Raw genomic sequence first — 12,693 nt, 5'->3', positions numbered from 1 at the left:
TTGCGCATCCCGTGGGCATTGGGAGGACACACTTCAAAGGTTCCTCTTCTATAAAGGGTTACATCTCATAAGGTGACAAACAGCGGAAGGCACTGGCATGATGCCAGGGCCTTCCGCTGTTTACTTATCTCTTCTTTTTCATGGTCTAGCATGAATTCATCTACACTGAAGCGCAATCCTCGCTGCTTCTTATCCTGGCGATTGTATGACTGGAGGATCTTTCAGGAAGCAGGCCGCCAGCAGAGCGATAGCGCAGAAGACCAGTACAGCTAGGAAGCCATGCTGGAGAGCAATCACGAATGTCGCAGTTGTTTGTTTGCCAGAACTGATGAGAGACTGGTTGACTACAGCGCCTATTAGAGCTACTCCTAGCGTTGAACCAACTTGACCGAGATAGCGTATGACCGCGCTGCCCACGCCTAGTTGTGTCAATGGCAACACGTTCTGGGCCGCGAGATAGAGTACGGAGAAAATCGAGCCAATGCCAAGTCCAGCCAAAACCATACAGATGATCAGCGCCAGGAGATTAGTTGGAGGCGCTATGCGTGTCAGGAAAAAGACCCCACAGGCCATAATGCTTATGCCCACAATAAGTATGGCCTGGTAACGTTTGCGTATAGCAATCAGCCAGCCAGCGAGGGTGGCTCCCCCAGTGATGGAGAGGAGAAAGGGCGTGATGCTTATTCCCGCGCTAGTGGCTGATAGACCCCATATTACTTGCAGGGAGAGTGGTAGATAGATCGCCAGGCCAAGCAGGATCATATATACCAGCAGCGCCAGGGTGGCGTCTGCTGCAAAGACCTGGTTGCGGAAAAGATGTAGGGGCAGAATTGGTTCTGACGCGCGATGTTCAGCGTACAAGAAGAACAATAAAAGCATGGCAGCGGCAACTAGCATGCCATCCACTTGCGGCGAAGTCCAGGCCGAGGGCTGGCTGCTCCCCCAGGTAAGTCCCAGCAGCAGGCATGTGGTGGCGCTCATACATAGGAGTGAGCCAGTAATATCGATGCGCTTGAATATTGAGCGCCCATCGGGATTGGGACTGCGTTCCGAGATGTCTGAGGGCAATAACAGGAGCAATGTAGTCAGGGCAATAATGCCGAGTGGGAGATTTAAGTAGAAGATCCAACGCCACCGTGTCATATTTGTGACGAACGGAGTAAGCAAGGGGCCGTGATCGGTAAACCAGCCGCCCAGTCCTGGTCCGAGCAGGTTGGCAAGCGCATAGACGATGTTGACGCTCATCTGCCACTTGGCCCGTTCTTCGGGCGGAAAGATGTCGCCGATGAGTGTCGCCACCAGGGTAATTCCCATACCAGCTCCCAGGCCCTGCAAGGCGCGAAAAGCAATGAGTTGATCCATCGTTTGCGAAATTCCGCAGAGGAGCGACCCCAGGAGGAAGAGACAGGCTCCACCAAGCAAAAGCCACTTGCGCCCAAACTGATCTGAGAATTTCCCAACAACAGGAATTACGATAGTAGAGGAGAGGAGATAGGCTGTTGCAACCCAGCTATATCGATCAGCACCTTGAAACTGATGAATGATCTGTGGCAGCGCCGGGCCAACCATTGTATTATCGAGTGCTTCAAGAAAGAGAGTTGAGAGTAGAGCTGCGAGTATGCTAAATAGCATCAAGCCCTGCAAGCGACGCTTAGGTAGTGTAGATGGCGTGCTATCCATGAAAGATGCTTCCTCTTGCTTAAATGTGTACCGAAATCCATTGCGATAATTTTAAGGTTTTTTAGAGCATAGCATGGAGAAAATTGGCTGTCAAGGAGAATGCCCTGCCCCTCTTCACCATAGGCGCGCGATAAATCGCGCGCCTATGGTGAAGAGGGGCAGGGCATTGCAAAAATTTGCTGCATATCCGTCAGGTGGAACTCGTTTGACAGTCCTGGAGGTAGTGCGCTACACTGTCGAATATACTGTCGAAATGGTTATCGAAAAGGTGTGAGATGGCGAAATCTCCAGAAGAGCCGCCGCTGACAATGGCACAGATTGCTGCTGTGGCTGGCGTTTCGGTTGCGACGGTCTCGAAAGTGATTAATCAGCGCACGGATGTGGCCCCAACTACTCGTGAACGTGTGGAGCGGGTGATGGCGGAACGAGGCTACATGCTTAATAAAGCAGCCCGCTCGCTAAGAAAAGGAAACAGCGGGCAGATCGATTTTCTCGTTGGGCAAGAACTGAACAGTTACTATGCGTTCGAGATCTTGCGCGGCGTCGAAGAGGCCCTCTTGCCTACAGAGGTACGCATGGTGCTTGCCTCAACCCATGCCCTTAGAGAACGTGAGCAGCAGTGGCGGCAGAGACTATCCGAAGGAGCGATCGATGGAGCAGTCCTGGTTCTCGCTGACAAGCGGTCTCTCTATCTACAAGAACTAACCCGTCGTGGTATTCCCTTCGTTGTTGTGGATCCCTTTGGAGAATTGGGACCAGAAGATCTTTCGGTGAGCGCGACGAACTGGTCTGGCGGAAAACTAGCGACCGCGTATTTGTTATCTCTGGGCCATCGTCGTATCGCGGCTCTGATGGGTCTGCCTGACCATCCTTGCACACAAGATCGGATTGCTGGATATCGTCACGCCCTACAAGAGGCAGGTGTCCCTGTTGATCCAGCCCTGATCCATTTTGCTAATTTTCATGCCGAGCAGGCATATCAAGAGATGATGCAGATCCTTGCGTTGCCAGAAATGCCTACAGCCATCTTTGTAGGGAGTGATGAACAGTGTCTCGGTGTGTATAGAGCATTATTTGAGCGTGGCATAGCGGTCCCAGGAGCAATGAGTGTGATTGGATTTGACAATATGCCTTACGCGGAATGGGTGACGCCTGCTTTGACGACTATCCACCAGCCCCTCTTAGAAATGGGGCGTGTCGCGACCAAGTTGTTGTTGCGCTTGATAGCTGGTGAGCCGGTCGAGAGCGTTCGTATTGAACTTGCCACCCCCCTCATCAAACGCGCGTCCTGTGCGCCACCGCAGGGAAACCTCATCTCCAATCCAGCAAGCCTTCCTTGATTGGAGGTGAGTAGATCTGTCCCCTTCTTAATAATCTTTGTTTACCTCGGCTTTGTTCACGTATCAACCTTGCTGTATGCGCTTTAGCCGGTCTTCGAGTGCTTGCATATTGGGCAGAAACCATACGTCGTTGCCACGATTCGTTTCGTAGACATAATCGTTGAATGCGCGGCTCTGAGCTATGTATCCAGAGATATCACCCAGGATCACGAGGTGGCGCCTGTATGTGACGAATTTCTGAATGAAGTGACCTGCAAGTCGGGTCTTGAGCTGGAAGAAATCATCTTCAAGGCGCTCTACTGGTACAATGATCCACTCTACCCCTTGCTGAAAGGTCTCACCAATCAGTTCCACAGCATTCTGTTCGCTTCGTAGTTTCTCTCCCTCTGGCGCGCAGATGAGAACCTGAACGCCGTGAATTGTCTTAAGTGTATCGGACATCGTACCTCCAATGCCTGTTTGTAGCAGCCGTTAAGTTGTAGGGTTTATGCTAGCACGAACCCTACACATTTGTCATCCATTTGCCCTGACGGTAGACAATGTGGCCCTGGGAGAAGCCAACCGACTCGTAGGCCTTGCGGGCGGCGGTGCGCTCAAGGTTGGTCTCAACGAGGCCCTTTTCTGCTCCATGTGCCTGGAAACGGTGCAGCATCTCCAGCAGGAGGACGCGCCCGAGGCCCAGGTGCTGATAGCGTGGATGGACGCCCAGTGGCTCGATCTGGGCAATGCCGCGCTCAGGCGCCAGCCAGCCAACGCAGAAGCCCACCAGCTCGCCACCGGGCGCACTGACTACTATGTCGAGTTCGGGCCGGTACTGGGACATCTGGAGCGTGCGCGCGCGCCATTCTGGCGTCATGGAGGTGCTCTCGAAGGCCGCCCGGTGAAGCTCAGCATAGGCCGCGACCTCCTGCTCGCCCGCGAGTGGTCGCAGGGTAAAGCCCTCGGGTAGGGCCGGGATCGGTGGGAGATCTGTCAGCGGATGCTCAAGCGCCACATAGTGATCCCCTTCGTCCAGCAGATAGCCACGTGCCTCGACTAGCTCGCGCCGTGCCAGGTCGTCATCGCGAAACTCGACCCAGTAGGGGAGAGGTCGTCCGCGCTCCGCGTCCAGCTCGCGAAAGCGCTCCTCAGCCCAGGCAAAAATATCTTGCTCAACCTGCTGTGCCGTGGGTCCCGGCAAGATAAAGAAGTCGAGCGCGGCCCAGTAATACTGCCAGGCCGCGAAGCCTACAACCTGTCCCTGCGTGTCCTCCCACAGAACGGCGTCGTGCTCCTCTTGCATACGCGGAGTACTCAAGCGCCAGGGCAGGTCAACCACGTGGCGAGAGGAGAGTGGCATCGCGGCGACCAGGGGCAGGATGCGCGGCACATCAACCATGCCGCGAAAGGGAGAGCGTGTAATAGACACGAAATTACTCCTTTTTAATACTCCGTAGGCTCGCGCTGCTAAAGCACGCGGTAGCCATCATATTATCATACCATATGTTATACTTGATGCAGTATTGTGTATGAGGAGGAGGATCGTATGGCGATAAACCCCGAGAGGCAAGCGTTGCCCCGATATGGCTCGCCTATCAGCGAGCAAGAGTATGAAGCGCTGGAGCGCGCTTACCCTGAGCTTCGCCTGGAGCTCATCGGCGGCAGGTTGTATTATAATCTGGCTGGTGGCTCACGCGCACATGCAACGATCTGCTTGAATATATCGGCAGAGTTACGAAGCCAGCTCAAAAGAGGCTCAGGCCCTTGCTTTGTCGTTGGCTCAGATATGCAGGTGCTTGCTAATGGTGAAAAAGTCTATCCAGATGTTACTATCTCATGTGATGTGTCAGACCACAAACAAGACATTAAGATCATACAATCGCCGCATATAGTGGTAGAAGTCCATTCCCCATCAACTGAGTACAAGGATAAGAACCATAAGCTCCAGGCCTATATGGCATGTAGCACTATCGAAGAGATCATGTTTGTGAACCAATTCGCTCCCGAAGTCCGGGTCTGCTCTAGATCAGGAGGCGAATGGCGCTCCCAGGACTACCAACGCGGGCAGCTTCTGCATTTGGCGAGCCTGGACCTGCAGCTAAGCATGGATGAGATTTACTACGACATTGAATTTGAAGAGCCGCTAGAAGAATCGTAAACTGACTCGCGGTGGGCTGGCGCGCGTCCCGCCGGCTGCCTGGGTGGTGCCCCAGCCTTGATGGGTAGGATGGGCCGGGTTGTGGTTTCTTTGGTAGAGAGTGTTATCTTCTGGCCGTGATGCCAGGTTTGCAGGGGGTCTCCGTCCAGCAGGCGGTAACTGGCCTCGTCCGGCTTGATTTCGATGAGCAGGCAGCGACCCTTGAAGCAGATGCGGAAGACCAGGCGTGTAATCCCCTTAGACAGGCGGGGCGCGAAGGTGAGCGAGCCATCCTGACAGCGCAGGCCGCCCAGGCCCGCGACGAGGGCGGTCCAGCTTCCAGCCAGTGAAGCCATGTGCAGCCCGTCCTGGGTGTTATGCTCCAGGTTATACAGGTCCATAAGCGCGGCCTCGCCCAGGTAGTCATAGGCGAGCTGGAGATGACCAACCTCGGCGGCGAGCACGGCCTGGGTGCTTGCTGAGAGCGAGGAATCGCGCACGGTGAGCGGCTCGTAATATGCGAAGTTTCGTGCCTTGAGTTCGGCAGAAAAGGCACTGCTGAAGAGCTGCATGGCGAGCACGAGATCGGCCTGCTTCACGACCTGCTTACGGTAGAGATGGACATAGTGGTAGTGGAGAAAGAGAGGATAGTCATCTTTTTTCGTCTGTGAGAAGTCCCATACCTCGTGTTCCGTAAAGTTCTCGTCCTGTGGCGTCACCTTGAGGCGCTTATCGTATGGCAAAAGCATGTTTTCAGCGGCACTAAGCCAGCTCTTGACCTCCTCATCCTTGACGTTGAGCTTATGCGCGGCCTTCGGGTGGCGTTCGACCGCCTCGGCGGCGGCGCGCAAGTTGAGCTGTGCCATGAGATTCGTATAGACATTATTGTCGGCCAGGGCGCTATACTCGTCTGGCCCGGTCACGCCATCTATGCGAAACTTGCCTTCAGCATCTTCGCAGCCAAGCGAGCGCCAGAGCCGGGCAGTCTCCACGAGCAGGGGCAGGCCAACCTCTTGCTCAAATTTGAGGTCATTGGTGGCCCCTACATAGTGCACGACCGCGTAGGCGATATCGGCGTTGATATGGAAGGCGGCGACGCTCGCGGGCCAGTAGCCAGAGCACTCTTCGCCCGCGATGGTGCGCCAGGGGAAGGTCGCACCCTTCAGACCAAGAAGCCTTGCGCGCTCACAGGCCTGATCCAGAATAGAGTAGCGCCAGTAGAGGGCATCAGCTACCGCTGAGGGCTGAGTGAGCGTCAGGACTGGTAGGACGAAGATCTCGGTATCCCAGAAGGTATGCCCGTCGTAGCCGGGACCAGTCAGGCCCTTGGCGGGAATGGGGCGGCGCTCGCCCCTGGCAGCGGCTTGCAGGACGTGGAAGAGCGCGAAGCGTACCGCCTGCTGAATCTGGGGATCGCCCTCGATCTCGACATCGGCATGGCCCCAGAAGGTATCCAGGTAGGCGCGTTGCTCCGCCAGCAGGCCCTCCCAGCCCGTCATGCGCGCCGCCGAGAGCGCGGCAATGACCTGGTCGTGGATGGCAGGCCGAGAGCGCAGGCTCGACCAGCCGTAGGCGATGTACTTGGTGAGGCGGATCTTCTCGCCCGGTTTCACCTTGGTTGTGACGCTTATACGCGCAATGTCAGGCGAGCTTTCGGCATCAACGGCCATTTCCTCTGGCCCCTCGATCACATGGTCCATTGCCGCCCCTATGCGCAGGCCACTATCCTGGGTGTGGTGTACCAGCAGCCCAAGCATTCCTCTGGCATAGTTCTCCTCGCTTGCCAGCTGCTTGGTAACCGTGCTTGCCGCGCGTGGATCGTCCTGTTTTGAGGATATTTCTTCGTTGGCGACCAGCTCGGACTGGAGCACGAGGCGCATGGGTATATCTATTGGCTCGACCTCGTAGTTGATCGCCGCTATGGCACGTTGGGTAAAGGAGACCAGCCGGGTGGAGGTCACCTTTACCGTTTGCCCGGCTGGCGAGGTCCAGCATACGCTGCGGCGCAGGACGCCATTTCTTAAGTCTAGTTCGCGCTCATGGCTATGAATGGTACCATAGCGGATGTCAAATGGCTCATCCTCAACATTCAGGCGGATCAGTTTGCCATTGGTGACATTGATGATTGTCTGCCCGGACTCAGGGTTGCCGTAAGCGCTCTCCGCGTAGGGGAGGGGATGCAGTTCGTAGACAGAGTTTAGATAGCTGCCGGGCAGCCCGTGAGGCTCGCCCTCATCCAGGTTGCCGCGTAGCCCGATATGTCCATTTGAGAGCGCGAAAATAGACTCCGTCTGTGCCAGGACATCCAAATGCAGCTTTGTCTCGCGTACGCTCCACTCCTCCACTTTGAAGGCAGGATGCTGAATCATCTCCTCTTCCTCTCTTGCGCCAGAGTCCATGCTTGCATGGACTCAACAATGTTATGTGCAAACACTCAAGTACATCACGGACGAGGAATGAAAAACGATGAGGCCTGGAGATGTGCTACTATTGCCACTCTAAGCTAGTTGTGCGTGGTGCCTCTTTTCCATGAGCACGGCAAATAATAAAGTTAGAAATAAAATCGTAATCAAGCTCGCTCCAATACCAAGGGAGAGCAGTAAGCGATGCGTAAAGAGGAGAGCGGCCAGGACAGTCGTAATACCTATGAAGAAGACGGCAAAAACACTACAGCATTCTAGAATTTCCACGACCGCATTGAGTAACTCCATGATAACGCCGAATGCTATCCATACCTCGGCGGGAACAAGGCTCAGGAGCGCGCCCAGGGGTATTCCTGAAAGCAAGCCAATTCCCATACCTATCAGCGGCGTTGAGGCTCCCTGAAATTGCGCGATCAGACCACCAACAATAATGCCCGCTGCCGCTCCAATGGCGCTACCAATGAGTAGGCGCATTTTTGTTTGCATCAATTTCTACCTTATGCAATAGGTATCTATTAATCTTTCACTTCTTTACGATAGCAAGCCGCCTGAGTTGCAGAAAATCTATGTTCTTCATTATATACAAGCAAACAGATATATGGCATAATCATGTGGATGAGTTTCCATTATGTATGTATTTATTTGTGAAGGAACAGAACATCTATGCAATGCCAGAATTGCCATAGTGAATTGCCTGAGGGAGCCAGGTTTTGCTTGGAGTGTGGAACCTCGATTGCACCCGCTCCCCAGGCGGTGCCTACGCCATCTGAGATATTTCAAAGTTCTCCTTTCGACCAGGAGCAGGGAACATCCCATGCGGCATCCGAGCCGACCGAGGTCTACCAGGTCCCTTTATCTTATCAGGAGTACGTGGGACCTGCTATGTATCAGGAGTATGCGGGCCCATCTCAGAATGCCCAGGCTCCGCTTACTGCTACGGCCTACGCACCCAAGCCGGGAACGCCTGCCCCTGGCGCTCCCTATGCGGGCTATCCCGCGCCGGGCTTTCCGCCCAATGCCAATGATCCATATGCCACACAGAGCGCATACACTCCATATTTCGCCGGGGCGGCGCCAAATCAGCCTCGCCGTCGTAAGAAGACTGCTCTCATCGTCACGCTGGTGACAGTGATCGCGCTGGTTGTGCTTCTAGGTGGTGGCATAACTTATTTTGTCGTCCAGAATAACCAGAGGAGCCAAGCCGTTCAAGCCCTGCAATGGGATGATCCCAACTCTCTTTATTCTGGAGTGCAAGCCTTAACTCCAACAACGACCTCGGCACTTGATAGCGCAAGTGGAAGTCTCTGGAAGGAGAGCGCCCCCCTTTCTGATAGTCATCCCTATGCCTGTGAGTTTAAGGACGGCTCATATCATGTAACAACAGCGAAACTGAAATACATGTACACATGTCTTGAGAAGACAAGTTATAGCGATTTCGCTATGCAAGCCGATGTTTCGATCTTACGGGGGGAAGGAGCGGGTCTCTCCTTCCGTCACCCTGGCACTGGCGACTACTATACCTTTCTCTACAATACGCAAGGAATCTATAGCGTTGAGATCTATAGTGGGGGAGAATATAAGCGTTCGCTGGCGTCAGGCTTTCGCTCGCAAGAGCTTAAACCAGGACTAGAGCAAACGAATACAGTCATGATCATTGCGCATAAATCAGCCATTGATATATACGCTAATGGAAAATTTGTGGATACTCTTTATGACAGCACCTATGCTGAAGGTACGCTTGGCCTGACTGCCTCTACCAAAAGCAGCCCCACCGAGGTAAGCTTCTCCAACCTCAAAATCTGGCGTTTGTAGGGTCCATGCTAGCATGGACTCCGAGCGAAGCGATATCCATGTGGGAGGGGAAGCCAGCATCCCACGCCTGTGCAGGTGTGAAAGGTAGTGCTTGTAAACGGCGCACCTACCTTTCGCACCTGTCGGGTGTGGGGCGTATCGACCGTGCGCAGCCGCCCAGCAGGAGGACTGAGGTAGGTTGTGCTCCTGTGCTCCCTAATGGGGGTTAGAAGCACATTCTCAGTCCTCTTGCATGGGCGGCGTGCCGCCTTACGCTTTAATACGTGTGCAGGATGTGCAGCATGTAATCCTTGCGGTTCAAGGGATTGAAGTCGGCGCGCTTTCTGGTGGGGAAGGCGTCCTCTATTTTGCGAAACCCGGAAGGCCTCGTCAGGAAAATGCCTTCGCCCTCGGTAAACGAATGCAGGCTTCTTTTAAACTCTTCCGTCGTTGCCATGGGTAGCGTACCCGTTAAGAGGAAGGTGTCGCCGCGCAGGATTGGTCTCTCCACGCTTGCCTTGAGCGCTGATAACCTGAATAGTGCCTGGCTGATAGCATGGGCGGGGGCGCTCAACTCAAACTGGTTCAGGGGCTCATAGACCCCGGTACCCGCCTGGGAGAGTGCCTCCATCACCACAAGTGGCACCAGGTTACGGAAGTCTGCCGCCGTTGAAACAGGGCTGCTGTAGCCGGTATGTGTCACGACTACGACAATGTCGGTGACCTCCCAGCCGTAGAGTCCTTGCTGCAAGGTCTCGTAGACTGTCTCTTCAATCGCCCGGTGAAAGGCGAGGGGGAGCGCACCCAGCTTGACCTCTAGCCTATAGCTGATGCCGCTGCCAGGGGGCGCTGGTTCGACTCTGAAGCCAACGGTTGCATAGAAGGGATTTCCTCCTTTTCTCATCTCCTCCAGGGCCTGCCCGATCCCGGCAGGCTTTTCGATGCAGACGACCCTTGTCTCTGAGAATTGGATGTCCAGGCCATAGTTTTCCTGAAGTATCGTTTCGACGACCTCTTTCTGTACCTCGCCAAAGAGTCGCAGGTAGATCTCATGATGAAAGGTATCTTGCAGCACTTTGACCAGCGGATCTTCTTCCGATAGCTCCAGCAGGGCTTGATAGAGCTGGTGACTCTGCTCCCGGTGCCTGGCTTCGATACGCGCCTCCATTTGCGGGGCCACAAAATGCAGATCCTTGATGCTGTCGGACCACTCCCCCACGACATCGCCAATTTTGATGTCCTTCGGGCCCCAGACCTTACAGAACTCGCCCGCCTCAATGCAGGAGGACTGAAGCGTTTTCCCTTCCCAGAAGACATGCAGCTTTTTCACCTTGTCGGTGTGGGTTTCAACCACACTCTCGCTGATTTTTCGGCTCACAGGCACATACTCTCTGACATGCAAGCTGCCCGAGAATACCCTCACATAGGCGATCTTCTCGCCCGATGCCTCCTTCTCAATCTTGAAGACGACCCCGGATAAAGGGCCATCCTCTGACCTGGGATTTTCTGAGAAGAAGGTTGCGACGCTCGCGAGCAGTTCCGCGACGCCGATCCCGGTCATAGCTGAGCCAAAGAAGATGGGGTACAGTCTGGCATCTCGAACCTGGCGCTTCAGTGCCTCTTTGACCTGCTCTTCCGCCACTTGCTCTTCGTTGACGTAGGCTTCAAGGAAGGCATCGTCGTTGAGCGCGAGCAGCCCGATGCACTCCTCCATGAAGGCTGGATTTTTGGCGTGGCTAAAGCTATTTTCGACAATAAAGGCCTGTTTTGTGCCGAGATTTTCGGGGATATAGAGGGGAAGCACCGATTCCGCGAGCTTCTCCTTGATATGCTTGACGAGGGTGTGGGACTGCGCCCCGTTTCGATCAATCTTGTTGATAAAAATGATCGTGGGAATACCAAGCCTGGTGAGGAGGGACATGAGGAACTTGGTTTGCGCTTGAATCCCCTCCACGGCGGATATCACCAGAATCGCCGCGTCTAGCACGCTGAAGGAACGCTCAACCTCAGCGATAAAGTCTGCGTGCCCGGGGGTATCAATCAGGTTAATTTTAAGGTTTTTATCTAGGGTTTTATCTTGTATAAAGAAGGAAACGACCGAGGCTTTAATCGTGATGCCTCGTCTCTTTTCCAGGTCTAGCGAATCGGTCTGGGTATTGCCCTGGTCAACGCGACCAATGGCGTCGATAACATGGGTTTCAAACAGTATGCGCTCCGTCAAGCTGGTCTTTCCCGCGTCTACGTGTGCGACGATCCCAATGTTCACTGTTGTCATTCAGTAGAATCCTCTGTATGTGCTCTTTTCTCATTTTTATCTCCTCGTTTGTATTGTTGAATTGGCGCATGTAATTCTCCATTCTTTTGTGGTAATGCTACATAGTAGCGATATTTAATAGCTGTACCATATACGACGAGAGACCCTTTTGTCAAGATAGTTTAGGGCGTTAATTTATCGCTTTTTAATCGCTTTGCATAAGCTTTCGCGCCTGCGGCGCTCAAGAGTAAGGGTGTGTGGGTGGACAACGGCAAAGCCGTTGTCCACCCACACACCCTTACTCCGAGGCTAGCAAGCTTGCCTTAAGTAAAGGGGTGGCGTAGGCGTTAATTTATGGATCTACTTGCGTGCCAGAATGCTTAGGCAAAACGGCTTATCACCATCTGTGCGTCGCATCTCTTCCGGAATATAGCCCTCTGGCATTTCACCGACGAGGCTCTCGGCTACATCGAGGATCGTCAAGCCACAAGCCTGGATTGCCTCCAGGTAATCATCTTTGGTACGCTCTACGGTGGGAAGGTGATAGAGTACTTCCTCGCTCCGGAAGGCCGTCCTCCAACCGTAGAGCGTATGGTCCGGATGAAAATCGGTAATGAGCAGGGAACCACCATCCTGCAATACACGCGCAAACTCCCGAAGCGTATGAGCCAGGTCAGGAACGTGGCACAACGTGAGAGCACAGATCAGTAGGTCAAATTGGCCAGCCTCGAAAGGCAGACCGCTCTCTAGCGAGAGGAGGTGAAAATCAATCGACAGGGCTTCGCGCTGTGCCGATTGACTCGCCACGGCAAGCATCTCGGGGGACTGATCAATCGCGGTGACATGTGCTCCGCGCCGGGCGAGCTTTAAGGCATGCCTGCCAGTCCCGGTGCCCACATCGAGCACCTTGTTGAACGAGAGCGGAGCCAGTAGCCGATCTACCTGCCGTTCTTCAAGAAAGATCAAGCCATTTTCTTCCTGGTCATACGAGGCAGACCAGAGGGCATATCCCTCTTGTACACTGACTTCTTTGATGGGAGTTTCGGTCATACTTCCTCTTTGATGCAAAATAGACAAATAATTCAGAAA

10 protein-coding genes are annotated in these 12,693 nt (G+C 54.1%); 3 read left to right on the top strand and 7 right to left on the bottom strand.

Going from position 1 to position 12,693, the window contains the following annotated elements:
* Positions 1-189: 189 nt before the first annotated feature.
* A complete protein-coding gene (locus JMJ04_RS25905; RefSeq protein WP_201373311.1) occupies positions 190-1,680 on the bottom strand; it encodes an MDR family MFS transporter in 1,491 nt (496 codons plus the stop codon).
* Positions 1,681-1,955: 275 nt separating this feature from the next.
* Here JMJ04_RS25905 and JMJ04_RS25900 point away from each other — a divergent pair, with 275 nt between their 5' ends.
* The gene (locus JMJ04_RS25900; RefSeq protein WP_201373310.1) at positions 1,956-3,020 is read left to right on the top strand and encodes a LacI family DNA-binding transcriptional regulator; all 1,065 of its coding nucleotides are present in this window, start codon (positions 1,956-1,958) and stop codon (positions 3,018-3,020) included.
* Positions 3,021-3,083: 63 nt separating this feature from the next.
* On the opposite strand, the gene JMJ04_RS25895 is transcribed toward JMJ04_RS25900, so the two are convergent.
* The gene (locus tag JMJ04_RS25895) at positions 3,084-3,461 is read right to left on the bottom strand and encodes a DUF4180 domain-containing protein (protein WP_201373309.1); all 378 of its coding nucleotides are present in this window, start codon (positions 3,459-3,461) and stop codon (positions 3,084-3,086) included.
* Positions 3,462-3,522: 61 nt separating this feature from the next.
* On the bottom strand, positions 3,523-4,428 hold the full coding sequence (locus tag JMJ04_RS25890) for a GNAT family N-acetyltransferase (protein WP_236038400.1): 906 nt from the start codon (positions 4,426-4,428) through the stop codon (positions 3,523-3,525).
* 117 nt (positions 4,429-4,545) lie between these two features.
* Here JMJ04_RS25890 and JMJ04_RS25885 point away from each other — a divergent pair, with 117 nt between their 5' ends.
* Positions 4,546-5,157 carry a Uma2 family endonuclease gene (locus JMJ04_RS25885; protein ID WP_201373308.1) on the top strand — a complete coding sequence of 204 codons (612 nt, stop codon included), beginning with the start codon at positions 4,546-4,548 and terminating at the stop codon, positions 5,155-5,157.
* On the opposite strand, the gene JMJ04_RS25880 is transcribed toward JMJ04_RS25885, so the two are convergent.
* Positions 5,118-7,505, bottom strand: coding sequence for a glycoside hydrolase family 65 protein (locus tag JMJ04_RS25880; RefSeq protein ID WP_201373307.1), 2,388 nt, complete (start codon positions 7,503-7,505; stop codon positions 5,118-5,120). The genes JMJ04_RS25885 and JMJ04_RS25880 overlap by 40 nt on opposite strands.
* Before the next feature lie 129 nt (positions 7,506-7,634).
* Positions 7,635-8,045 (bottom strand): hypothetical protein, encoded by a 411-nt coding sequence (locus JMJ04_RS25875; protein ID WP_201373306.1) that lies wholly within the window; start codon positions 8,043-8,045, stop codon positions 7,635-7,637.
* Positions 8,046-8,222: 177 nt separating this feature from the next.
* Here JMJ04_RS25875 and JMJ04_RS25870 point away from each other — a divergent pair, with 177 nt between their 5' ends.
* Entirely contained in the window at positions 8,223-9,371 is a 1,149-nt protein-coding gene (locus JMJ04_RS25870; protein ID WP_201373305.1) for a zinc-ribbon domain-containing protein, read from the top strand.
* A 256-nt stretch (positions 9,372-9,627) separates the two neighbouring features.
* Here JMJ04_RS25870 and JMJ04_RS25865 read toward each other — a convergent pair whose 3' ends face one another.
* The gene (locus JMJ04_RS25865; protein WP_201373304.1) at positions 9,628-11,625 is read right to left on the bottom strand and encodes an elongation factor G; all 1,998 of its coding nucleotides are present in this window, start codon (positions 11,623-11,625) and stop codon (positions 9,628-9,630) included.
* Positions 11,626-11,964: 339 nt separating this feature from the next.
* The gene (locus tag JMJ04_RS25860) at positions 11,965-12,654 is read right to left on the bottom strand and encodes a class I SAM-dependent methyltransferase (protein ID WP_201373303.1); all 690 of its coding nucleotides are present in this window, start codon (positions 12,652-12,654) and stop codon (positions 11,965-11,967) included.
* Between the last annotated feature and the right edge of the window lie 39 nt (positions 12,655-12,693).

Origin of the sequence: Ktedonobacter robiniae (assembly GCF_016587375.1) — a bacterium.
GTDB classification, from domain to species: domain Bacteria; phylum Chloroflexota; class Ktedonobacteria; order Ktedonobacterales; family Ktedonobacteraceae; genus Ktedonobacter; species Ktedonobacter robiniae.
This window is presented reverse-complemented; position numbering and strand designations above follow the sequence as displayed.